At 73.3% G+C, this 22,837-nt stretch carries 23 protein-coding genes; 12 read left to right on the forward strand and 11 right to left on the reverse strand.

The features are described from left to right. Positions 1–72: 72 nt before the first annotated feature. The 7 genes from QSK22_RS10100 to QSK22_RS10130 all read left to right on the forward strand — a co-directional run bounded on the left by QSK22_RS10100 (position 73) and on the right by QSK22_RS10130 (position 8,119). Positions 73–1,404 (forward strand): DUF2252 domain-containing protein, encoded by a 1,332-nt coding sequence (locus QSK22_RS10100; protein WP_285493792.1) that lies wholly within the window; start codon positions 73–75, stop codon positions 1,402–1,404. A gap of 173 nt (positions 1,405–1,577) precedes the next feature. Continuing rightward, a complete protein-coding gene (gene kamD / locus QSK22_RS10105; RefSeq protein ID WP_285493793.1) occupies positions 1,578–3,179 on the forward strand; it encodes a lysine 5,6-aminomutase subunit alpha in 1,602 nt (533 codons plus the stop codon). Continuing rightward, positions 3,176–3,991: a lysine 5,6-aminomutase subunit beta gene (gene kamE, locus QSK22_RS10110; protein ID WP_285493794.1), complete on the forward strand. Its 816-nt coding sequence runs from the start codon at positions 3,176–3,178 to the stop codon at positions 3,989–3,991. Before kamD ends, kamE begins: the two co-directional genes overlap by 4 nt. Next, on the forward strand, positions 3,988–4,383 hold the full coding sequence (gene kal, locus QSK22_RS10115; protein ID WP_285493796.1) for a 3-aminobutyryl-CoA ammonia lyase: 396 nt from the start codon (positions 3,988–3,990) through the stop codon (positions 4,381–4,383). The genes kamE and kal overlap by 4 nt, the downstream gene beginning before the upstream one ends. 637 nt (positions 4,384–5,020) lie before the next feature. Further along, positions 5,021–6,664, forward strand: coding sequence for an apolipoprotein N-acyltransferase (lnt, locus tag QSK22_RS10120; RefSeq protein ID WP_285493797.1), 1,644 nt, complete (start codon positions 5,021–5,023; stop codon positions 6,662–6,664). 5 nt (positions 6,665–6,669) lie between these two features. Beyond that, positions 6,670–7,416 (forward strand): polyprenol monophosphomannose synthase, encoded by a 747-nt coding sequence (locus QSK22_RS10125; protein WP_285493798.1) that lies wholly within the window; start codon positions 6,670–6,672, stop codon positions 7,414–7,416. A gap of 142 nt (positions 7,417–7,558) precedes the next feature. Continuing rightward, complete coding sequence (locus QSK22_RS10130; protein ID WP_285493799.1) at positions 7,559–8,119, forward strand: FxsA family protein; 561 nt, start codon at positions 7,559–7,561, stop codon at positions 8,117–8,119. Between the two features lie 157 nt (positions 8,120–8,276). On the opposite strand, the gene QSK22_RS10135 is transcribed toward QSK22_RS10130, so the two are convergent. The 3 genes from QSK22_RS10135 to QSK22_RS10145 form a co-directional block, all read right to left on the reverse strand. Beyond that, positions 8,277–8,621, reverse strand: a complete 345-nt coding sequence (locus tag QSK22_RS10135; protein ID WP_285494043.1) for an RNA polymerase-binding protein RbpA — start codon at positions 8,619–8,621, stop codon at positions 8,277–8,279. Positions 8,622–8,722: 101 nt separating this feature from the next. Beyond that, positions 8,723–9,391: an ATP-dependent Clp protease proteolytic subunit gene (locus tag QSK22_RS10140; protein ID WP_285493800.1), complete on the reverse strand. Its 669-nt coding sequence runs from the start codon at positions 9,389–9,391 to the stop codon at positions 8,723–8,725. Beyond that, positions 9,391–9,927 (reverse strand): ClpP family protease, encoded by a 537-nt coding sequence (locus QSK22_RS10145; RefSeq protein WP_502872294.1) that lies wholly within the window; start codon positions 9,925–9,927, stop codon positions 9,391–9,393. The genes QSK22_RS10140 and QSK22_RS10145 overlap by 1 nt, the downstream gene beginning before the upstream one ends. Before the next feature lie 235 nt (positions 9,928–10,162). Between QSK22_RS10145 and QSK22_RS10150 the strand changes: the two genes are divergently transcribed. From QSK22_RS10150 to QSK22_RS10160, 3 genes are all read left to right on the forward strand, one after another. Next, positions 10,163–10,462, forward strand: coding sequence for a type II toxin-antitoxin system Phd/YefM family antitoxin (locus tag QSK22_RS10150; protein WP_285493802.1), 300 nt, complete (start codon positions 10,163–10,165; stop codon positions 10,460–10,462). Between the two features lie 231 nt (positions 10,463–10,693). Further along, positions 10,694–11,173: an MFS transporter gene (locus tag QSK22_RS10155; RefSeq protein WP_285493803.1), complete on the forward strand. Its 480-nt coding sequence runs from the start codon at positions 10,694–10,696 to the stop codon at positions 11,171–11,173. Positions 11,174–11,180: 7 nt separating this feature from the next. Next, positions 11,181–12,083: a helix-turn-helix domain-containing protein gene (locus tag QSK22_RS10160; protein ID WP_285493804.1), complete on the forward strand. Its 903-nt coding sequence runs from the start codon at positions 11,181–11,183 to the stop codon at positions 12,081–12,083. Positions 12,084–12,101: 18 nt separating this feature from the next. On the opposite strand, the gene QSK22_RS10165 is transcribed toward QSK22_RS10160, so the two are convergent. From QSK22_RS10165 to QSK22_RS10195, 7 genes are all read right to left on the reverse strand, one after another. Further along, positions 12,102–12,917 (reverse strand): glycerophosphodiester phosphodiesterase family protein, encoded by an 816-nt coding sequence (locus tag QSK22_RS10165; protein WP_285493805.1) that lies wholly within the window; start codon positions 12,915–12,917, stop codon positions 12,102–12,104. Between the two features lie 68 nt (positions 12,918–12,985). Then, entirely contained in the window at positions 12,986–13,552 is a 567-nt protein-coding gene (locus QSK22_RS10170) for a TrmH family RNA methyltransferase (RefSeq protein ID WP_285493806.1), read from the reverse strand. Continuing rightward, positions 13,549–14,166, reverse strand: a complete 618-nt coding sequence (locus QSK22_RS10175; RefSeq protein WP_285493807.1) for a class I SAM-dependent methyltransferase — start codon at positions 14,164–14,166, stop codon at positions 13,549–13,551. The genes QSK22_RS10170 and QSK22_RS10175 overlap by 4 nt, the downstream gene beginning before the upstream one ends. 93 nt (positions 14,167–14,259) lie before the next feature. Further along, positions 14,260–15,210, reverse strand: coding sequence for a VWA domain-containing protein (locus QSK22_RS10180; RefSeq protein ID WP_285493808.1), 951 nt, complete (start codon positions 15,208–15,210; stop codon positions 14,260–14,262). Next, positions 15,207–16,283, reverse strand: coding sequence for a DUF58 domain-containing protein (locus tag QSK22_RS10185; RefSeq protein ID WP_285493809.1), 1,077 nt, complete (start codon positions 16,281–16,283; stop codon positions 15,207–15,209). Before QSK22_RS10185 ends, QSK22_RS10180 begins: the two co-directional genes overlap by 4 nt. Then, positions 16,280–17,290, reverse strand: a complete 1,011-nt coding sequence (locus QSK22_RS10190; RefSeq protein WP_285493810.1) for an AAA family ATPase — start codon at positions 17,288–17,290, stop codon at positions 16,280–16,282. Before QSK22_RS10190 ends, QSK22_RS10185 begins: the two co-directional genes overlap by 4 nt. Positions 17,291–18,225: 935 nt before the next feature. Beyond that, complete coding sequence (locus QSK22_RS10195) at positions 18,226–19,023, reverse strand: tyrosine-protein phosphatase (RefSeq protein WP_285493811.1); 798 nt, start codon at positions 19,021–19,023, stop codon at positions 18,226–18,228. Between the two features lie 413 nt (positions 19,024–19,436). Here QSK22_RS10195 and QSK22_RS10200 point away from each other — a divergent pair, with 413 nt between their 5' ends. Then, complete coding sequence (locus QSK22_RS10200; RefSeq protein ID WP_285493812.1) at positions 19,437–20,549, forward strand: fatty acid desaturase family protein; 1,113 nt, start codon at positions 19,437–19,439, stop codon at positions 20,547–20,549. A gap of 54 nt (positions 20,550–20,603) precedes the next feature. After that, positions 20,604–21,413 (forward strand): Fpg/Nei family DNA glycosylase, encoded by an 810-nt coding sequence (locus QSK22_RS10205; RefSeq protein WP_285493813.1) that lies wholly within the window; start codon positions 20,604–20,606, stop codon positions 21,411–21,413. Between the two features lie 11 nt (positions 21,414–21,424). Here the strand turns inward: QSK22_RS10205 and QSK22_RS10210 are convergent, their stop codons facing one another. Next, positions 21,425–22,672 carry an isochorismate synthase gene (locus QSK22_RS10210; protein WP_285493814.1) on the reverse strand — a complete coding sequence of 416 codons (1,248 nt, stop codon included), beginning with the start codon at positions 22,670–22,672 and terminating at the stop codon, positions 21,425–21,427. Positions 22,673–22,837 lie beyond the last annotated feature (165 nt).

Consider the following 22,837-nt stretch of genomic DNA (forward strand, 5'->3'; position numbering starts at 1 on the left):
CGGGGGGCGCCCGGGCCCGGACTCCGGGGAGGAGCGCGCCCCGGCGTTCGAGAGCAGAAAAGAGAACAGTAGATGGCGAGCATCACCCGGTCCCTGCGGGAGAAGGCCCCGCAGGAGCGGCAGCGGCAGATCGTCGACGTGCTGGTCGAGGCCTTCGCGGATCTGATGGAGCGCAGTCCCGCCGATTTCCGCCGCCGGTTCCGGAAGATGGCCGCCGACCCGTTCGCGTTCTACCGGGGCAGCGCCTGCCTGTTCTACGCCGACATCGTGCACGACGACGACCCGTGGGCCGACGAGCGCACCAGCCGGGTGTGGATCCAGGGCGACCTGCACGCGCAGAACTTCGGCACCTACATGAGCGACGACGGGGTGTTCGTCTTCGACGTCAACGACTTCGACGAGGCCTACGTCGGGCACTTCACCTGGGACGTCAAGCGGCTGGTGGCCAGCGTGGCGCTGCTGGCGTGGAGCAAGGCGATCTCCGACGCCGACATCCAGCGGATGATCGAGACGTATGTGCGCGCCTACGTCGACCAGGTGCGGTCCTTCGCCGAGCACGGCGACGACCAGGGCTTCGCGCTGACCCTGGACAACACCGACGGGCACGTGCGCCAGGTGCTGGTCTCGGCGCTGTCGTCGACCCGCATCGGGCTGCTGGAGGAGAAGACGGTCGTCGAGCGGCACGAGCGGCGCTTCCGCGAGGGGCCGGGGGTGCGGCGGCTGGACGAGGCGGAACGCGCCAAGGTCGAGCGGGCCTACGAGGAGTACCTGCGCACCATCCCCGAGGACAAGCGGTTCGGCAGCCTGACCTACCGGGTCAAGGACATCGTGGGCGCGTCGGGCTTCGGCATCGGGTCGGCCGGGCTGTCGGCCTACAACGTGCTGGTGGAGGGGCACACGCAGGCGCTGGAGAACGACGTCATCCTGTCGGTGAAGCAGGGGAACGTGGCCGCGCCCAGCCGGGTGGTGGACGACGAGCGCATCCGCGGCTACTTCCTGCACCACGGCCACCGCACGGCGGTGTCGCGGCGGGCGCTGCAGGCCAACACCGACCCGTGGCTGGGGTACACGCAGATCGACGGCGTGGGCTTCGTGGTGCAGGAGCTGTCGCCCTATGAGGAGGACCTGGACTGGTCGGGGCTGACCGAGCCGGAGGAGATGCTGCCGCTGCTGGACGACCTGGGCCGCGCCACCGCCAAGATCCACTGCGTGTCCGACACCGACTCCGACCACACGCTGGTCGACTTCCAGGTGGAGGAGGCCATCGCCAAGGTGATCGGCCCGGACGAGTCGGCGTTCGTGGCGGCGATGATCGAGTTCGGGATGGAGTACGCGGCGGTGGTGCGCGACGACCACCGGCTCTTCGTCGACGCGTTCCGCAACCACCAGATCCCGGGGCTGTGACCGGCCCCCGCGTCCGGCGTCCGGCCTTGCCGCCGGGGCGGCGCCGGGCGCGGGCGGCGGGCTGCGAGCGGAGCCGGCCATAGAGGTTCTTGCGCAATCAGGGTCTGATACCGGAGGATCTTCCGTAGATGTTCCGTTGAGACGGATGATTGCCGGTGGATCGGAGGACGGCGATGACGCCGCAGCCCAAGCTGGATCTCGATCCGGAGGCGGTGCGCACGGCCCGGCGGCTGGCCGCGCGCGCCGCCGAACCCATCATCGAGATGGCCCGGACCCATACCACGGTGTCGGTGGAGCGGGCGCTGCTGCGCCTGGCCGGGCTGGCGGGCGCCGACGCCGACGGCCGTCCCTGGGTCAACCACCTCGCCGACGCCGTGCGCGGCCAGGTCGGCCTCGAGCACGGCGTGGCGCTGCCGGTGTGGGACGCGCTGCTGACCGGCCCGCATGAGTCGCTGGCCGAGCTGGCGCGGGCCGCCGCCCGAGGCCGGGTCCGGTTCCGGCTGCCCGCCGGGGACGCGGCGCGGGCGGCGCGTGACGCGGCCCGCGCCGCCGCCCGCGCCGGCATCGACCGCATCGACGCCCGCCGCGCCGAACGCGACCGGCTGCTCGGGCAGGTCGGCGACCCGCCGCACCCGTGGATCTACCTGATCGTCGCCACCGGCGACATCTACGAGGACATCCCCCAGGCGCAGGCCGCCGCCCGGGAGGGCGCCGACGTGGTCGCGGTGATCCGCTCCACCGGGCAGTCGCTGCTGGACTACGTGCCCGAGGGCGCCACCCGCGAGGGCTACGCCGGGACCTACGCCACGCAGGAGAACTTCCGGCTGATGCGGGCCGCGCTCGACGAGGTGTCCCGCGAGCTGGGCCGGTACGTGCGGCTGACCAACTACGCCTCGGGCCTGTGCATGCCGGAGATCGCGACGCTGGCCGGGCTGGAACGCCTGGACATGATGCTCAACGACTGCATGTACGGCATCATCTTCCGCGACATCAACCCCCGCCGCACCTTCATCGACCAGCGGTTCTCCCGGCAGATCCACGCCCGCGCCGGCATCGTGGTCAACACCGGGGAGGACAACTACCTCACCACCGCCGACGCGGTCGACGCCGCGCACACGGTGATCGTCAGCCAGCTGCTCAACGAGCGGTTCGGGCACGAGGCGGGTCTGGCCGACGCCCAGCTCGGCCTCGGCCACGCCTTCGAGATCGACCCGTCGCTGCCGGGCTCGTTCCGCCTGGAACTGGCGCACGCCCAGCTGGTGCGCGAGCTGTTCCCCGACGCGCCGCTGAAGTACATGCCGCCCACCAAGCACATGACCGGCAACATCTTCGCCGGGTACCTGCTGGACGCCTTCTTCAACCTGGCCGGGGTGATGACCGGCCAGTCCATCATCCTCATCGGCATGATGACCGAGGGCATCCACACCCCCTGGCTGTCGGACCGCGACCTGGCGCTGGAGAACGTGCGCTACGTCCGCGACGCCTGCGGCGACCTGGCCGAGGACTTCGCCCCGCGCCCCGACGGGTTCATCGTGCAGCGGGCGCGGCGCGTGCTGGCCGAGGCGGTGGACCTGCTGGCCCGCATCGCCGACGACGGGCTGCTCAACGCCATCGCCGACGGCACGTTCGGCGTCACCCGCCGTCCCCCCGACGGCGGCAAGGGCCTGGACGGCGTCGTGGAACGCGCCGACGGCTACTTCAACCCCGCCATCGAGATCCTCGACACCGAGGACCCCCACGCCGCGGCGCGCGCGCAGGAGGAGGTGCCCGCATGACGGCCGCGACCCCCGGCTCCACCGCCGCCCGCACCCCCGCCGAGGCCGGAACCCGGCAGGTCATCCGCCCCTACGGCGACACCACCGGCGACGGCATGGTGCAGCTGTCGTTCACCCTTCCCGTGCCGGCGGGCGAACGCGCCGAGGCCGCCGCGCTGCAACTGGCCGCCAAGATGGGGCTGGACCCGGCCAGCGTGGTGCACGCCAAGGCGATGGGCCCCCACTTCACGTTCTTCATCGTCTATGGACGGGTCAGCCACCTCATCGACTACGCGGCCATCCCCGCCCCGCCCGAACGCGAGTACCCGCTGCTGAGCGCCCAGGAGGTCAACCTGGCGATCCGGTCGGCGCTGGGCCGCCGCCTGGTGGTGGTGGGCGCGTGCATCGGCACCGACGCCCACACCGTCGGCATCGACGCCATCCTCAACGTCAAGGGCTACGCGGGGGAGAAGGGCCTGGAGTACTACCGCGAGATCCACGTGGTCAACATGGGCGCCCAGGTCACCGTGGAGGAACTGGTGGCGCGCGCCAAGGCCGAGAACGCCGACGCGGTGCTGGTGTCCCAGGTCGTCACCCAGCGCAACGCGCACCTGCACAACACCAAGCAGATGGCCGCCGCGTTCCACGCCGAGTACCCCACCGCCGTGGCCGCGGGCATGGGGCGTCCGCTGCTGGTGGTGGGCGGCCCCCGCTTCGACACCGTCACCGCCGAGGAGCTGGGGGTGGACCGCATCTTCGGCAAGGGCACCACTCCGTCGGAGGTCGCCAGCTACCTCGTCCACGCCCTGCTCCCCCGGGAGGCCGCCCCGTGAGCGACCCGCGTCTGGGGCTCACCGTCACCCACCGCCGCTACGTCCCCTACGGGCACGCCCACTACGCCGGGAACCTGGTGGACGGGGCGTACGTGCTGGCGATGTTCGGGGACGTGGCCACCGAGGTGTGCATCCGCACCGACGGCGACGAGGGCCTGTTCGCCTCCTACTCCGACGTGCAGTTCCGCGCGCCCGTGCGGGCCGGCGACGTGCTGGAGGCCACCGCCACCGTCACCCGTGTCGGCACCCGCAGCCGCACCCTGGACTTCGAGGCGCGCGTGGTGTGCCGGGGCCGTCCCGACCAGGGTCCGTCGGCCGCCGAGGTGCTCGCGGAGCCGATCGTCGCGGTCACCGCGACCGGCACCGTCGTGGTGCCTCCGGCGGGCGCGTGACGGCCGGTTCGCGGCGGCCGGGGCGCGGCGCGGGGCGCCCCGAATCGGGCACCGGCGGCGGAACGGACGGGCGGCGCGATCTCCCCGCACCGTCGATCATGGCGCTGAGCTGGGATGACACGGAAACACCGCAGCGCATGCGGCGGTTGACACAGCTCGCGAAGCCGGTAGTTTGGCACCAGTCCAGCACGGGACTCACCGATCGGCCGCTCGATGGCGCCACCGGACACCGCGCCACGACGGGGACGAGCGCGGATCGCACACCGATCGCTCCTCGCCTCCGTCCCGAGCCAGGTGCGTTGCCCGGGTGCCGCGCCCGGCGGGGCCGCCCGATCGGTCGGGGGCTTGGACCCGGGAAGGGCCCGGACATCCAGTAGAAAACGGAGCTTTCGTTCTCACCGCCTGTGGGACGACTCCGGCCCGAGGGATGTCGCGGGCCCTCCTCCGTGCCCCCGCCCTCTCGCCTTCCGACCCGCCTGCGCACGCTCCCCCGCACCCCCGCCAGCGGGCGGATGAACACTACGGCTTCCCTCACTCGGTGCGTTTCCGGCATAAAGGGGATCGCGCCCGGTCGCCACCGCCCCGGCGGCCCGGTACCGTTCGGCCAGGGGAACAGCACGAGCGGAGGAGCGTGCCGGTGGCGCAGGAGACTCTCCCGGAACAGCCCGCAGCGGCCGACGCGGCGGGCACGGCCGGGACGGCCGAGGCGGACGCCGCGCGCACGGCACGCCCGGCCTGGTCGGTCCGGCTGCGCCGCGGCGGGCGGGCCGGCTGGCCCCGCATCCTGCTGGCGCCGGCCGGCGGCCTGATCCTGTGGCTTGCGTTCCCGTCCGCCGACCTGCCCCCGCTGGCGCTCGTCGGCGTCGCCCTGCTGACCCTGGCGCTGCGCGGCCTGCCCGCCCGCACCGGCGCCTGGCTGGGGTTCGTCGGCGGCGTGGCGTTCTTCGTCCCGGTGCTGGAGGGCGTCCGGCCCGTCGGCCCGGACGCGTGGATCGCGCTCAGCCTGATCGAGGCGCTGTACTGGGCGCCCATGGGCGCGGGAATCGCCCTGGTCACCCGCCTGCCCGGCTGGCCGGTCTGGACCGCCGCGCTGTGGGTGGCCCAGGAGGCGGTCCGCGGACGCGTCCCGTTCGGCGGCTTCCCCTGGGCGCGGCTGGCGTTCAGCCAGACCGCCTCCCCCTTCACGCCGTGGGCGGCGGTCGGCGGCGCGCCGCTGGTGACCTTCCTGACCGCCCTGGTCGGCGCGCTGGCCGCCTACGCCGTCGTCGCGGCCGCCCGGGCGCGCCGCGGCCTGCGCCTGCACCGCGCCGCGGCCCGGCCCCTGGCCGTCGCCCTGGCCGTGTCGGCCGCCGTCGTGGGCGGCGCGTTCCTCATCCCGACGCCCACAGACGGAAAACCGGTCACCGTCGCCGTCATCCAGGGCAACGTCCCCCGGCTCGGCCTGGACTTCCTGGGGCAGCGCAGGGCCGTCCTGGACAACCATGTGCGCCGCACCCACGAGCTGGCCGCCCGCGTGCGCGCCGGGCAGCTGCCCCGCCCCGAACTGGTGGTGTGGCCCGAGAACGCCAGCGACCTGGACCCCTTCGCCGAACCCGACGCCTACGCCGCCATCGACGGCGCCGTCAAGGACATCGGCGTGCCCGTGCTCGTCGGCGCCCTGGTCGACACCCCCGACGGGCAGAAGGTGGAGAACCGCGGCATCGTCTGGGACCCCCGCGCCGGCCCCGGCGACTACTACGTCAAGCGGCACCCCGTCCCGTTCGGCGAGTACCTGCCGTTCCGCTCCCTGCTCACCAAGCTGATCACCCGGTTCGAGCGCATCCCCCGCGACTTCGCCAAGGGCACCCGCTCGGGCGTGCTGCGCCTCGGGCCGACCACGATCGGCGACGTCATCTGCTTCGAGGTCGCCTACGACAAGGAGGTCCGCGACGTGTCCGCGGGCTCCCTGCTGGTCGTGCAGACCAACAACGCCACCTACGGGCGCACCAGCCTGCCCCCGCAGCAGATCGCGATGTCCCGGCTGCGGGCGGTCGAACATGGCCGTACGATCTTGGTTGCGGCGACCAGCGGCATCAGCGCGGTCGTCGCCCCGGACGGCCGGATGATCTACCGGTCGCGGGAGTTCGTCCCCGACATGCATGTCGCCGCCGTGCCGGCGCGCACGTCGCGGACGGTGGCCGACCGACTGGGCGCGGCGCCCGAATGGGCGCTTGTGCTCCTGGCCGCGGGGGCGGTCGCGGCGGCCGCGAGGGCAACCGCCGGACAAGACGAGGGGAATTGACGCCGATGGAGATCCCAGCCGAGCTCGGTCGGGTGCTGGTCATCGTGCCCACCTACAACGAGCGCGACAACATCGAGCGGCTGGTCGGCCGGGTGCGCAAGGCCGTGCCGTCGGTGGACGTGCTGGTGGTCGACGACAACAGCCCGGACGGCACCGGCGAGGTCGCCGACGCCATGGCCGCGGCCGACGACCAGATCAAGGTGCTGCACCGCACCGCCAAGAACGGTCTGGGCGCCGCCTACATCGCCGGGTTCCGCTGGGCCCTGGACCACGGCTACGACGTCATGGTCGAGATGGACGCCGACGGCTCCCACCAGCCCGAGGAGCTGCCCCGGCTGCTCGGCGCCCTGACCGACGCCGACCTGGTGATCGGCGCCCGCTGGGTGCCCGGCGGCCAGGTCCGCAACTGGCCGCTGCGCCGCGAGGTGCTCTCCCGCGGCGCCAACACCTACGCCCGGCTCATGCTCGGCCTGCCGCTGCACGACTCCACCGGCGGGTACCGCGCCTTCCGCGCCGCCACCCTGGAGAAGATCGGCCTGGACGGCGTCGACTCCCGCGGCTACGTCTTCCAGATCGACCTGGCGCTGCGCGCGCTGCGCGAGGGGCTGCGGGTCGTGGAGGTCCCCATCACCTTCGTCGAACGCACCCACGGCGCCAGCAAGATGAACCGCGACATCATGGTCGAGGCCATGTGGCGGATCACCCAGTGGGGCACCAGCACGCGCCTGCGCAAGCGCCGCCCGCCCCGCTGACCCGCACCCCCGCCCATCACGGCCGCATCCGGCCCGCCTCGGGGAGACCCGGCCGGCGGGTGCGGCCGCCGCGTGGAAACGTTCGCCGCCGCCCCGGCGTTGACACAGGTGAAGGGCCGACCGCCTAGCTGAAGATGGAGCCATGCTGCCGCTCGTACTGGTTCTGGCGTTCCTGCTGCTGCCGATCCTGGAGATCTACCTGATCGTCCAGGCGGTGCAGGCGATCGGCCCCTGGTGGGCGGTCGCGCTGCTGGCGGCCGGCAGCCTGCTCGGCGGCTGGATCGTCCGCCGCGAGGGACGGCGCGCCTGGCGGGACCTGCAGGAGACCCTGGGCCGCGGCCGCGCGCCGGGCCGCGAACCCGCCGACACCGCGCTGATCCTCATCGGCGGCATGCTGCTGCTCGTCCCCGGATTCCTCACCGACGTGCTCGGCCTGGCGTTCGTGCTGCCGGTCACCCGGCCGCTGCTGCGGCGGCTGCTCGCCGCCCGCGTCGCCCGCCGCGTCCGGGCCGCCGGCGTCCGGGCCGCCGGCGTCCGGACCGTCCCCCCGCCGGGGATGGACGAGGCGTTCGGCCCCTTCGGCATCCGCGACCCGTTCGGCAGCGGTGGCACCGGCGGCACGCCGACGGGAACGGTGGTGCCGGGGGAGGTCATCAAGGACGACGGCGGCAGCGGCGAGATCAACGTTCGCGGCGGGCGCTGACGGCTCTGAGGCGAGCATCCGAGGGACGACCGAGGGGAGCGCCGATGTGCCGCCGGCAGAGGCGAGACCAGGTCTGCAAGCGCGGTCGGGGGACGCGGCCGCGGATCCGTGCCGTCGCCGGTGTGACGGCACGGACCGCATCCGAGCCGGAACGGGGTCAGGCCGTCTTTCTGCGGCCCGCCCGCAGGATAGCCAGCCGCTCGGCCAGGACCTCCTCAAGGTCCTCGACCGTGCGGCGCTCCATCAGCATGTCCCAGTGGGTGCGCGGCGGCTTGCCCTTCTTCGCCTGCGGCGCCTCACCGTCGACCCGCAGCGCCGTCACGCCGCAGTTGCGGCATTCCCAGGTCATCGGCACTTCGGCCTCGGCGGCGAGCGTCACGGTGAACCGGTGCCCCCGGGAGCAGGTGTAGTCCACCTCCTGACGGGGAGCAAGATCGGTATTGCGATCGTTCTCGTAGCTCGTCGCTCCGAGTCGAGTGCCGCGAAGTGCGCGCTCGGCCATCGTCACGTGCCTCCCAGACGGCTTGCGGTCTCGTCCTAGCCAACGCTGCTGACCGTGACAAGATTCCCGTCGCGGGGCCGTTCCAACCCTGCTCTATCCGGTCAGCCGGGCCGCCCGGCAGAAACGTTCGGCCCGGCGGGCGCCCCCGCACCCGGCCGGCCGCGCGTGGTCAGCACATGATCGACCAGCCCGTACTCCAGCGCCTCGGCGGCGGTGAAGTACCGCTCGCGCGCGATGTCCTCGCTCACCCGCGCCGGGTCCCGGCCGGTGGCCTCGCCCAGGATCTCCGCCATCCGCTCCCACAGCCGGTTGATCTCCCGCGCCTGGACCTCCAGGTCGGCGGACGGCCCGCGGGACACCTCGACCGCCGGCTGGTGCAGCAGGATCCGCGAGCTGACCAGCGCCGCCCGCCGTCCCGGGGCCCCGGCGGCCAGCAGCACCGCCGCCGCTGCCCCCGCCTGCCCCACACAGGTGGTCTCCACCTGCGGGCGGATGTAGCGCATGGTGTCCAGCACCGCCATCATCGCCGTCAGGGAACCGCCGGGCGAGTTGATGTACAGGCTGATGGGACGGTCGGGGTCCATGCCCTCCAGCGCCAGCAGCTGCGCGGTGACGTCGTTGGCGGCGGTGTCGTCGACCGGTGCGCCCAGGAACACGATCCGGTCCTCGAACAGCTTGTTGTACGGGCTCATCTCCTTGTGGCCGTACGCGGTGCGCTCGACGAACGAGGGGACCACGTACCGGCCCTCGGCCCGCGGCAGGCGCCCCATCACGCGTCCACCCGGTCGGTGCTGTCGACGACGCGGTCGACGAACCCGTACTCCAACGCCTGCTCGGCGGTGAACCAGCGGTCCCGGTCGGAGTCGGCCTCGATGCGCTCCAGCGGCTGCCCGGTGTGCCGGGCGTGCAGTTCGGCCAGCACGCGCTTGAGGTAGACCGACTGCTCGGCCTGGATCTTGATGTCGGACGCGGTGCCGCCGATGCCGCCGTGCGGCTGGTGCATCATCACCCGCGCGTGCCGCAGCGCGTACCGCTTGCCCGGGGCGCCCGCGCACAGCAGCGTCTGCGCCATGGACGCCGCCAGGCCCAGCGCGACGGTGGCCACGTCGTTGGGCACGAACTGCATCATGTCGTAGATCGCCATCCCGGCGTCGACCACGCCGCCGGGGGAGTTGATGTAGACGGTGATGTCGCGGTGCGGGTCCTGCGCCGCCAGCAGCAGCAGTTGGGCGCAGACCCGGTTGGCCAGGTCGTCGTCGATCTCCTTGTCGAGGAGCACGATCCGCTGGTCGAGCAGCCGGTGCATCAGCTGCTCCTGCCCCAGCCGCGCCGGCACGTCCACCGCCGCTTCGCTCCTGCCCACGTACGTCGCCGGGCCGGACCGCTCCTCGCCGAAGCCCTGCCGGAGCCCTTCGCGCATGAACCCTCCCGACATCATCTGTACGTTCGGTACGTACTGTACATTTCAACCCGGGAGCCTACGTCGGCGGCGCCCGGGATGACAGGGGAGTTCGCCGTAAGATGAACACGTGGAGAAGCCGGTGACGGAGGCACGCGCGGAGTTCGCCGACCTGGTGAACCGGGTCGCCTACTCCGGGGAGCGAATCGCGCTCACCCGGCGGGGGAAGGTCATGGCGGCCCTGGTGTCGGCCGAGGACCTCGAACTGCTGGAGAGCCTGCGGGAAGGGCGCCTCCACCTCATCCAGACCGGCTCGTCCGGCGTGGAGGAGCGCCCGGAGCCGCAGCCCGCGCCCCCGCCCCACCAGGCCCCGCTGCGCATCGCCGCCCAGTACCGCCCTCCCGGCCCCGGCGGCCCTCAGCGCCCCGGCTTCACCCCCTGAGCCGTTCCTCGCCACGACCGTCGATCCGGGCGGCCTGGTGTCCGTCCCGCTGCCGGTGGTCGATGTCAACGGTCTCACACCGGGAGCGGGCGCCCTGGTCATGATCCCGGCGGGGATCGCCGTCGCCGTCCTGGCGCCGCCGTCCTGGCGCCGCCGTTCTGTCGCCGCCGGCCGGGCGCATCGCCGACCGTCGCCGGCACCCGGTCCCCGGTGCCGGCGGGCCTTGCGGCCATGGGGCTGTTCGCCCTGCTCCTGTCGGTGTTCGCGGGCACCGGGTCGCCGGTCCCCGCCGCGGCCGGGATGCTCGGTCTCGGCGTCGGCTTCATCTTCGTGCTGACACCGGTCATCAGCGCCGCGGCCGGCGCGCTGCCGCCCGACCAGGTCGGCGCCGGCCCGGAGATTCTGCAGGGCGCCCGGTTCCTCGGCGCCGGCGCGGGCCCGGCCCTGTTCGGGGTGCCGGTGACCGCCGGGCGGCACGCCGGCGGCGCGGTCAACCCCGTGCACTCCGGTCAGGCCGGCGCCGCCTTCTCCGGCGCCTTTCTGACCATGGCCGCGGTCGTCGCCCTCGCGCTGGCCGTCGCCTCCCGGATGCGTCCCGCTGCGGCCCGCGCCGCCGTGCGGTCCCGCGACGCGCAGCGAGCCGGCTGGGAAACGGCCCGGCGGCGCCCGCCGGGCGAGCGGGCTCCGCCGGGTGGGGAGCAACCGGGATAATGCACCCATGGACCATCGGGCTGAAGCGGACGACGCGGCGGACGCCGGTGAGCCGGCGGTCGATCCGCGCGGCGAGCTCGGCGCGTTCCTGCGCAGCCGCCGGGCCCGGGTGAAGCCGGCCGACGTCGGGCTGCCGTCCGGCGGGCGGCACCGGCGGGTGCCGGGGCTGCGCCGCGAGGAGCTGGCGCAGCTCGCCGGGGTGTCGGTCGCCTACCTGACGCGTCTGGAGCAGGGCCGGGGCAACGACGTGTCCTTCGAGGTGCTCGACGCCATCGCCCGGGCCCTGCGGCTGACGGACGCCGAACACGCGCACCTGACGCATCTGGTGAAGTGCCGGCGCCGGCACGGGGACGCGCCGCCCCAGCGGGACCGGGTGCGCCCCGCACTGCGGGACATGCTGGCCTCCCTGGAGACGGTGCCCGCCTACGTGACCGGGCGCCGCACCGACATCCTCGCCTGGAACCCGATGGCGGCGGCCGTGTTCGGCGACTGGGGCCGGCTGCCCCTCTGCGAGCGCAACTGGGCCCGGCTGGTGTTCCTGCGGCCCGGCCATCGGCGCCTGTTCGTGGACTGGGAGGCGGTGGCGGCGGACGTCGTCGGCGCGCTGCGCCTGTACGCGGGGTGCCGGCCGGACGATCCCCGGCTCGCGGCGCTGGTGGGCGATCTGTCGGCGCGCAGCGCGGAGTTTTGCGGCCTGTGGGCCCGCCACGACGTCAGGAAGAGCAGCCACGGCGTGCGGCGGCTGCGCCATCCGCTGGCGGGCGACCTCGCCCTGTCGTTCGAGTCGTTCCGGCTGCCCGACGACGACGAGCAGGTCCTGACCGTCTACCACGCCCCCGCCGGGTCGGCGGCGGTGGAGAGCCTGCGGCTGCTGGCCGACCGGGCCGCGGACGCCGCCGCCACCGGCTGACCGGGGGCCGGCGGGCTTTCAGCGGCCGTCGGGCGAGGCGGGGACGGGCCGCCACAGGCCGCGGGCGGCCATGACGTCGCGCAGGGCGATCAGGTCGTCGGTCATGATGCCGTCGACGCCCAGGTCGAGGAGGCGTTCCATCTCGGCGCGGCGGTTGACGGTCCAGGCGTGCACCTGCAGGCCCAGTTCGTGGGCCTGGGCGACGAACGACTCGGTGACGAACGGGACGGGCCCCAGCCCGTAGGGGACCTGGGCGCAGGCGACACCGGTGGCGGCCAGGCGCACGAGCTTGGCGGCGGGGCCGCCGTAGGACTTGGCGCGCAGCGCCATGACGCCGCGGGGGCCGAGCGCCATGCACACCTCCTTGTCGGTGAACAGCGGCAGGCGGGCGCGCATCTGCGCGAGCCTGCGCGTGGAGAAGGAGGTGATGCACACCCGGTCCCAGGCCTTGGTGCGGTGCAGGACGCGGGCGAGGGGGCCGATGACGGGGGCGTCCTTGAGGTCGATGTTGAAGCGGGCGTCGGGGAAGGAGCCGAGCAGGTCGTCCAGGCGGGGGATGGGCTCGGTGCCGTGGATGCGGGCCTTGGCGACCTCGGCGTAGGGGAGGCGGGCGATGGCGCCGCGGCGGTCGGTGACGCGGTCGAGGGTGCGGTCGTGGAAGGCGACGACGACGCCGTCGGCGGTGGCGTGCGCGTCGGTCTCCAGGTAGCGGTAGCCGAGGTCGACGGCGCGCTGGAAGGCGGCCATGGAGTTCTCGGGACGGCCGGCGGCCCCGCCGCGGTGGGCGAAGGCGATGGGGCCGTCGTGGTCGAGGAATGCGTAGCTGCGCCGCACGTCCCGATTATCGCCGTGCGGCGCGGCCGCAGGCGATCTTCACCGTCCCGGGGTGTCGCCTTACTTTGTCAAGGCGTGGGGTCGTGAGCCCATTCGCGGCGGCGCGCCTCGGCCAGGGCGATGGCCGTGGCGACGGCGACGTTGAGGGAGCCGACGCGGCCGATCTGGGGGATGTAGGCGACGGCGTCGGCGGCGGCCAGCAGGGCGGGGGAGCAGCCGTGGTCCTCGCCGCCCACGGCCAGGCACACGTCTCCGTCGAGCGGGGCCTCGTGCAGGGGCTGGGCGTCGCCGGTGAGTTCGATCGCGACCAGGCGCAGGCCGGCCTCGCGCACGGCGGCGGCGGCCTGGGCGGCGGTTCCCGCGTGCTCCCAGGGGACGAACCGTTCGCTGCCCAGGGCGGTCTTGCCGACGCCGCGGTGGTCGGGGGTGGTGGCGTTGCCGGCCAGCCAGAGGTGCTCGACGCCGAAGGCTGCGGCGCTGCGCAGGATGGAGCCGATGTTGAACGGCTGGGTGACCGACTCGACCAGCAGCCCCAGGCGCGCGTCGGTGCGGCGGCGCCAGTCGCGGTTGAGGCGCTTGACGTCGGTGGGGCGCAGCTGCCGGCGGGCCGGTGCGGCGGTGCGCGGCTTGCTCATGGCGTTCGGCCTTCCTGCGTTCGGGCGGACACGGCGAGGACCCGGTAGGCGGAGCGGGAGGCGATCCGCTCGGTGGGGAAGCCCTGGTCGTTCAGCCAGCGCTGCAGGGAGTCCGAGCCGAGGTGCTTTTGGACGACCAGGTGGGCGCGGCCGCCGGGGGTGAGGCGGGGCAGCCAGGCGAGCAGCAGGTCGTGCAGGGCCTTCTTGCCGATGCGGATCGGCGGGTTGGACCAGATCGCGTCGAAGCGGAGCCCGGGATCGGTCTCGTCCGCCAAGCAGAACCTTACATTGTCAAGGCCCGCGGTTGTGGCATTCTGCTCAGCCAGCTCCAAAGCCCTGCGATTCACATCCACCCCCCACACGATCGCCTGGGGCGAACGGGTCGCCAGGGTGAGCGCGATGGGGCCGTAGCCGCAGCCCAGGTCCAGGAGGGTGCCGGCAGCCGGGGGAGGCGGCGCGGTCTCCAGCAGGATGCGCGTACCGGGGTCGATGCGGTCGGGCGAGAACATGCCGCTGTCGGTTGCGAGCCGCAGGTGCAGGTCGGGCAGGACGAGATCGACGGTGCGGCGGCGGCTGGGCGCCTCGGGCCGCGAGGCGAAGTAGTGTTCCCCCACGTCGGCCGACCGTACCAGCGTTGCGGGACGGCCGCGCACGGCGGGCGTCCCGCCGGAGCGCACGGGACCGCCGTGCCGGACGGGGCGGGGCCGTCAGGGCAGGCGGGAGAACCAGAGCAGGGATGTGCCGCCGGCGGCGAGGGCGAACAGCAGGGCGATGCCGGTGAATCGGGCCGAGACGTCGCGGTGCTCGATCTTCCAGCCGAGCGAGCTGCCGATGTTGGCGTAGACCTCCGACAGCTGGTCGGCGTCGGCGGCCTCGTAGGCCTTGCCCTGGGTGTTCTCGGCGAGCATGCGCAGGGTCTCCTTGTTGACCGAGACGCTGGTGGTCTCGCCTTCGATGTCGACGGTGCCGTAGGGGGTGCCGAAGGCGATGGTGGAAACCGGGACGTTCGCGGCGCGGGAGGCGTCGATGGCCTCGGGAACGGTGCGGCCGGTGGTGTTGTCGCCGTCGGACAGCAGCACGATGTGGGCGGGCGGCGGGTCGCCCTGGCTGGCCTGGGCGTCGAAGGAGCGGACGGCCTGCAGGGAGGTGAAGACGGCCTCGCCGATGGCGGTGCGCTTGGCCAGGACGAGCTGGTCGATGGAGGCGATGGCGGCCTCGCGGTCGGTGGAGGGGGCGGCGACGAGGTTGGCGCTGCCGGCGAAGGAGACGACGCCGACGTTGAAACGGCTGGGCAGGTCGCGGATGAACTTCTTGGCGGCGGCCTTGGCGGCCTCGAAGCGGGTGGGGGCGACGTCGCGGGCCATCATCGACAGGGAGACGTCGACGGCGACCAGGACGGTGGCGCGGTCGCGGGGGACCTTGACGCCGGTGGCGGGGCGGGCGAAGCCGATCATCATCAGCAGGATCATGCTGAGGAACAGGCCGGCGGCGACGTGGCGGCGCCAGCCGGGGCGGCGGGGGGCGACCTGGCTGAGCAGGGCCAGGTTGGTGAAGCGGACGGTGTGCCGGCGGCGGCGCAGCTGTACGAGCACGTAGGCGGCGGCGAGCACCGGGAGCAGCGCCAGCAGCCAGAGGCGTTCGGGTGACAGGAAGGTCATGGGCGCACCCCCTGGGCGGCGACGGCGCGTCCGGCGGCGCGGCGTTGGCGCAGCGCGAAGCGGGCGATGTCGGTGATCCAGTCGCGGTCGGTGCGGAGGATGAGGTGGTGGGCGCCGCAGCGGCGGAGGGCGTCGCGGGTGCGTCGGCGTTGGGCTGCGGCGGCCTGTGCGTAGCGTTGGCGGGTGCGTCGGTTGAGCACGATCTCGTGGACGGTTCCGGTTTCCGGGTCGGTCATTTCGACCAGGCCGACGTCGGGGAGGTCGAGTTCGCGGGGGTCGATGATCTCGACGGCGAGGACCTGGTGGCGGGCGGCGAGGCGGCGGAGAGGGCGTTCCCAGGCGGGGTGGGGGTTGTGAAGTGCGGGGTCGGTGGGGTCGAGGAAGTCGGAGACGATGACGCGCAGGCCGCGGCGGGTCTGGCCGCGGTGCAGGGCGGTGATGGCCTGGGCGAGGTCGGGGGTTGGGGTGTGGGGGTGGGTGTCGGCGGTGGGGGTGGGTGTGTCGAGGATGCCTTGCAGGAGGGTGTACATGGCGGCTTTGCCGGTGCGGGCGGGCCAGCGGCGCAGGCCGCCGGGGCCGAGGAGGTAGGCGCCGACGCGGTCGCCGAGGCGGACGGTGAGGAAGCCGACGGCGGCGAGGGCGGCGACGGCGAGGTCGCGTTTGAGGAGGGTGGTGGTGCCGAACTGCATGCTGGGGCTGAGGTCGGTGAGGGCCCAGAGGTGCAGTTCGTGGTCGGCGATGAGGTCGCGGACGTGGGGGGTGGTGGTGCGGGCGGTGACGGCCCAGTCCATGTGGCGGACGTCGTCTTCGCCGGGTTGGTAGAGGCGGGCTTCGGCGAGTTCGGTGCCGGGGCCGGGGAGCAGGCCCATGTGTTCGCCGTGCAGGAGGCCGTCGAGGCGTCGGGTGACGGCGAGTTCGAGGCGGCGGAGGGTGCGTTCGGGGGCGAGGGCGGCGAGTTTGTCGGTGCGGCGTGGGCGGGCGGGGGTGTCGGCGGGCGGGTGGAAGGCAGGCTGGGGCGCCGGGGAGGCTTTGTGCGGGGTGCCCCGGTGGGGGTGGGGTGCGGGTGCGGTCATGCGCTCACCGCGGCGCCGTGGTTCCAGACGACGCGGGGTGGGGGGACGGCGGCGAGGATCTGTGCGACGACTTCGTTGGTGTCGACGCCGTCGGCGAGGGCGTCGAAGGTGAGGACGATGCGGTGGGCCATGACGTCGCGGGCGACGGCGCGGACGTCGTCGGGGAGGACGTAGTCGCGTCCGTTGATGAGGGCGAGGGCGCGGGCGGCGGCGACGAGGCCGAGGGTGGCGCGGGGGCTGGCGCCGATTTCGATGACCTGGCGGAGGTCGGGGAGGCGGTACTGGTCGGGTTCGCGGGTGGCCATGACGAGGCGGACGATGTAGTCGGCGACCAGTTCGTGGACGGAGACTTCTGCGGCGGCGCGTTGGAGGGCGGTGAGGCGGTCGGGGGCGAGGACGGGGGTGGCTTCGGGTGGGTCGACGCTCATGCGTTGCAGGATCTGCAGTTCTTCGTGGGCGCCGGGGTAGCGGACGTCGATCTTCATGAGGAAGCGGTCGCGCTGGGCTTCGGGGAGGGGGTAGACGCCTTCGGATTCGATGGGGTTCTGGGTGGCCAGGACGATGAACGGCTGGGGGAGGGGGTAGGTGTTGCCGCCGAGGGAGACCTGGCGTTCGGCCATGACTTCCAGGAGGGCGGATTGGACTTTGGCGGGGGCGCGGTTGATTTCGTCGGCGAGGACGAAGTTGGCGAAGACGGGGCCGAGTTCGACGTCGAACTGTTCGGTGGAGGGGTGGTAGATGCGGGTGCCGACGATGTCGGAGGGGACGAGGTCGGGGGTGAATTGGAGGCGGGCGAAGGTGCCGCCGACGACGCGGGCGAGGGTGGAGACGGCGAGGGTCTTGGCGACGCCGGGGACGCCTTCGAGGAGGCAGTGGCCTTTGGCGAGGAGGGCGACGACCATACGCTCGACCATGTGGTCTTGGCCGACGATGACCTTTTTGACCTCGCTCACGGTCTGCTGGAGGAGGGTCGCGGCCTGGTCGACATCGTGGGCGGCGGTGGTCATTGGGCGTCCTCACTGTCCTCGGAGTGGTTCCGCGGGGAGCGGCCGGGCGCTCCTTTCGACCCTACGCGATCACGTTTGCGGGGGTGTGCGGGACATGCGGGTGTGGTGGGGTCTGGTGGTGGGTGTGGGTTGTTAGTCTGGCGGCCATGTCGAGGCCGCTGCCATCGGGTGATCCTGTTCAGCTTGGGCCGTATCGGTTGTCGGCGCGGTTGGCGGAGACGTCTGCCGGGGTGGTGTATCTGGGGGTGGATGCCGAGGGGCGGCAGGCGAGTGTGGCGGTGTTGAACCGCGGGGCTGCGGGGGATGCGGCGGCGCGGGATCGTTTTCGTGCGGCGATCGAGGCTGCGTGGCCGGGGTCGGGGGCGCAGGCCGGTGAGGGGGATGGGGATGCGGCGCCGGTGGTGGCGGCGCAGCCGGATGGGGTGGCGCCGTGGGTGGCGACGCGGTATGACGCGGACCGTCCTGATCGTGTGGGGGCAGAGCGGTTTTTGGATTCTGTGTTGTTGCGGGGGTCTTTCGGGGGGCGGTGGAATGGGCGGCGTCGGGGTCCGCAGTTTCAGCCGTATTGGTTGGGGGCGGGGGAGCCTGCGTTGGGGCAGGTGTCGGCTGGTCCGGTGGGGGTGGTGCCGGGGCGGCGTTCGGATCGGCCGTTGGTTGCGGCGATTGTGACGTTGGTGGCGGTTTTGGGGTTGTTGGGGTTGTTGCTGGTGGTGTTGTTTGCGTGTCAGCCGCGGGTGAGTGAGCCGCCGGTGGCGCCGCAGGATCCGCCGTCGCCGTCGGTGTCGCCTTCGCTGGTGCCGCCGCCGACGGAGGCGCCGCGCCCGTCGCCGAGTGCGACGTCTCCGTCGCCGTCTTCGCCGTCGCCGGGGCCGTCGGACGGTGGTGAGGGGGAGGACGGCGGCCCGGTGTGAGCGGGGTGGTGGTCCCGGCGGTGGTCAGGTGAGGAGGCGGTTGCGCAGGGCGGCGGTGTCGTCGCTGGTCCAGCCGTGTTGGGCGAGCCATTCCAGCGTGCCGCCGAATTCCTCGTCCACGCGTGCCAGGAATTTCTCCATGATGGCGGCGTGGGGTTGGTGGGTGTGGGCGGGGCGGGAGTCGAGGTCGGCGGCGTAGGTGTCGCTGGCTCGCAGTCGGGCCAGGATCGCTTCCAGGCGTTCGCCGGTCATGGCGTAGTCGGCGACGATGGCTTCGCGTGTCACCTGGGCCACTTCGAGGGCGAGTGCGCAGACGACGCCGGTGCGGTCTTTGCCTGCGGCGCAGTGGACGAGTGCGGCGCCGTCGGTGCGGGCCATGACGCGCAGGGCGGTCACGATGGAGTCGGCCCGGTTGTGCAGGTAGCCGAGGTAGTGGGCGATGGGGCGTTCGTGTTCGGGGCCGTGGTGTTCGCGGTAGTGCCAGGGCAGGACTTTGTCGACGTCGACGGTGTCGGCGGTGACGTCGGTGTGTGCGCCGCCTTCGGCGAAGAGCGACAGGTGGTGCAGGCGTACTGAGGGGATGCGGGTGAGCGGGCCGGGGCCTTCGAGGCGTACTTCGGCTTCGCTGCGCAGGTCGATGACGTTTTTGAGGGCGTGTTCGTCGAGGAGTACGCGAACGTCGGCTACTGAGAGGTTCTGCAGGTTGTCGGCGCGGAGCACTCGTCCGCGGCGTGTCGCGCGTCCGTCAAGTGTGGGGAGTCCGCCCAGGTCGCGGACGTTGACCGCACCGTCCAGTTCGATCCACCGACTGCTCGCATTCATGACTTACGACCCTATATGCCGTTTGTGGGCGCGGTGGTGGGCAGGGTTGCTACGCCCCCGCTCCGTGACGCGGCGTGGTGCCGGCGGGGCGGGGGAGGCGGCCCGGGGGTAGTTCGGGGAGACCTTGAGGGGAGTATTGCCCCCCTCCTTCGGGGGGTTGGCCCCACCTCGGTGGGGGAGCGGGCACCCGTGCGTGCGGTGGCGGGCGGCGGCAGGCTGGCGGGTGCCGGTGATCACCCGGTACCGCAGGTGCCGGACGGTCGCCTCACCCCAGACCTGGGAGCCAGGCCGCGGTTGGCTCTGTGGCGGGGCGACCGTGCGGTTGCGGTGCGCATAGCGTCGCCAGCAGGTGATCACGACGGCGGAGGACGCCGCGCACCCTGCTTTTCCATCCCGCGATCCACGGAGGACCGATGCCCGCTGCCCTGCCCGCCACCGCCGCCGAACCGGCCGGCGGCCCGTCCGGTGGTCCGTCCGGTGGTCCGTCCGGTGGTCCGTCCGGTAGCGACTTCGCGCCGCTGGCGCGCGAGGTCCGCGCCCGCGGCCTGCTGGACCGCCGCACCGGCTACTACGTCCGCGACTTCGTGATCACCCTCGGCGGTACCGCCCTGACCTGGGCGGCGGTGGCGTGGGCGGGGTCGTCGTGGTGGGTGGCGGCGTTGGCGGTGCCGCTGGCGGTGCTGTCGGCGCGCACCGCCTTCCTCGGCCACGACGCCGGGCACCATCAGATCACCCGCACCGCCCGTTCCGGCTGGTGGCTGGGGCTGCTGCTGGGCAACCTGCTGCTGGGTATGGGGCAGTCGTGGTGGAACGACAAGCACAACCGCCACCACGCCAATCCCAACCATGTCGGCAAGGACCCCGACGTCGGGGAGGGCGTCCTGGTGTGGACGGCCGAGCAGGCCGGGCGGCGCCGCGGCGTCTGGGCGTGGCTGGCGCGGCATCAGGCGGCCGCGTTCTTTCCCTTGCTGCTGCTGGAGGGGTTCAATCTGAAGGCCGGCAGTGTTCTGCATCTGCGGTCCCGTGCCGGTGACCGGCGCGGCGGGCGGAGCGGTTGGCGGGACGGGCGCGGCGGGCTGCTTGTGGAGGCGTTGGCGCTGGCCGCGCACGCGGTCGGGTATCTGGTGCTGGTGTTCACGCTGATGTCGCCGGGCAAGGCGGTGGTGTTCGCGCTGGTCCACCATGCCCTGTTCGGCCTGCACCTGGGGTGCGTGTTCGCCCCCAACCACAAGGGCATGGCCATGCCCGGCCCCGGTGAGCGCTGGGGGCATCTGCGCCGCCAGGTGCTCACCTCCCGCAACGTGCGCGGCGGGCTGCTCACCGACTGGCTGATGGGCGGCCTGAACTACCAGATCGAGCACCACCTGTTCCCCAGTGCCCCGCGGCCCAGCCTGCGCCGGCTGCAGCCGCTGGTCCGAGCGCACTGCGCCCGGGTCGGCCTGCCCTACACCGAGACCGGCCTGGTCGACTCCTACCGGCAGGCGCTGCGGCACATGCGCGATGTCGGCGCCGCCGCCCGCGGCTGACCCGCCTGGTTTCGGGCGCGGTGGAGATCACCGTCCGCCTATGCTGGGCGCGCTATGCCCGAAGGACACACCATCCACCGCCTGGCCGCCGAACACCGTGCCCGGTTCGGCGGCCGGCCCGTGCGCGCCCTCAGCCCCCAGGGGCGTTTCGCCGACGGCGCCCGCCTCATCGACGGGCAGGTGCTCGACCGCGCCGACGCCCACGGCAAGCACCTGCTGCTGTATTTCGCCAACGACCGCGTCTTGCACGTGCACCTGGGCATCTACGGCAAGTACGCCTTCGGGGCGCTGCCCGCCCCCGGTCCCGTCGGGCAGGTCCGGCTGCGCCTGACCGGAACCGGCGACTATGCGGATCTGCGCGGCCCCAACACCTGCGAGCTGCTCGACACGCCCCAGGTGAAGCTGCTGCGCGACCGGCTGGGGCCCGACCCGCTGCGCGCCGACGCCGACGCCGACCGGGCCTGGCGCCGCATCAGCCGCAGCCGCGCCCCCATCGCCCAGCTGCTGATGGACCAGTCGGTGATCGCCGGCCCGGGGAACATCTACCGCGCCGAGGTGCTGTTCCGCGGCAACATCCACCCCGACCTGCCCGGGCGCGCCCTGTCCCGGCCGCAGTGGCAGGCGTTGTGGGACGACCTGGTGGCGTTGATGAACGAGGGGGTGCGCACCGGGCGGATCGACACCGTCCGCCCCGAACACACCCCCGAGGCGATGGGCCGGCCCCCGCGTGTCGACGACCACGGCGGCGAGGTCTACGTGTACCGGCGCACCGGGCAGCCCTGCCTGGTGTGCGGCACGGCCGTGCGCGCCCGCACCCTGGCCGGACGCAACCTGTTCTGGTGCCCCACCTGCCAGCCCGAGTGAGCCGCCGGCCGTCAGCCCTGCAGGGCGTAGCGCATGGCGCGGAACTTGTTGTGCGCCTCGGCCAGTTCCGCCGCCGGGTCCGAGTCGGCCACGATGCCGCATCCGGCGAACAGCCGGGCCCGGGCGCCGTCCAGTTCGGCGCACCGCAGTGCGATGCCCCACTCGCCGTCGCCGCGGGCGTCCACCCAGCCCACCGGGCCCGCATACCGGCCCCGGTCCATGCCTTCCAGCCGCCTGATCAGCTCCAGGGCCTGGTCGGTGGGCGTTCCGCACACCGCGGGCGTGGGGTGCAGGGCCTCCACCACGTCCAGCACCGACCGCTCGCCGTGCAGGCGTCCCCGCACCGGCGACGCCAGGTGCATCACGTTCGGCAGCGTCAGCACCTGCGGGTCGTCGGGCACGCTCAGCTCGGCGCACAGCGGCGCCAGCGCCTCCCGCACCATCCGCGCCGCGTAGGCGTGCTCTTGGCGGTCTTTGGCCGAGGCCGTCAGGCGTGCCGCGCGTTCGGTGTCGTCGGCCGGGTCCGTGCCGCGCGCCGTGGTGCCCGCCAGCACCAGCGACTCCACCTCGTCACCGGTCCGGCGGATCAGCAGTTCGGGGGTCGCGCCGACCAGCCCCCCGCAGGCGAAGGTGTAGCAGGCGGGGAACCGGTGGGCCAGCCGCGCCAGCAGCACGCGCGCGTCGATCGGCTCGGCCGCCTGGGCGAACAGGTCGCGGGCCAGCACCACCTTGCCCAGCCGCCCGGCTCGGATGTGCTGCACCGCCGCGGCCACGGCGCGCTGCCACCGCGGGGCGCTGAGCGCGCCGTCGCTCCAGGTCAGCTGGGAGGGTGCGGTGAGCGGGTCGGCGGATTCCACCGGGCGCGCCACCGGGCCGGACGCCTCGCCGATCGTGGTCAGCCAGGCCCGGCCGCCGCGCCGGCCCAGCACGCGCCGCGGCACGATCACCACCGAGCCGCCCGAGGCCGGGTCGAACGCGAAACTGCCGAACGCCACCGGGCCCGACCCGGGCACGCCCAGCGGGTCGTCCACCCGCGCCCCGCCGAACAGCTCGGCCAGAAGGTCCTGCACCGCGGTGAACCGGCCCGGACCCGCCGGGACCGTCAACCGCGCCGCCTCCCCCCAGCCCACCAGGCCCTCGCCGTGGCGGACCCACGCCAGCGCGGACGGATGCGGAAGACAACTGATCAAGTCGCCTGGATCGTCGATCTCGACGGTGCGCACGTCGAGACGGTCCGGCGCGGTCACGGCGAGCCTCACGCGCCCACTGTACGGCAGATTTGAACCCGTTCAAACGGGGGTGGCCGGTGGTCGTTCTGAGGCGTGCGCCACACTCCGGCAGCCCCGGGGCGGGCCGCCGCCGGGCCTTGATCGGCCCCGGACAGGCGACCGCCCGCCCCGGGGCGGCACCCGGGGCGGGCGGAT

Origin of the sequence: Actinomadura sp. NBRC 104425 (assembly GCF_030269545.1) — a bacterium.
GTDB classification, from domain to species: domain Bacteria; phylum Actinomycetota; class Actinomycetes; order Streptosporangiales; family Streptosporangiaceae; genus Spirillospora; species Spirillospora keratinilytica.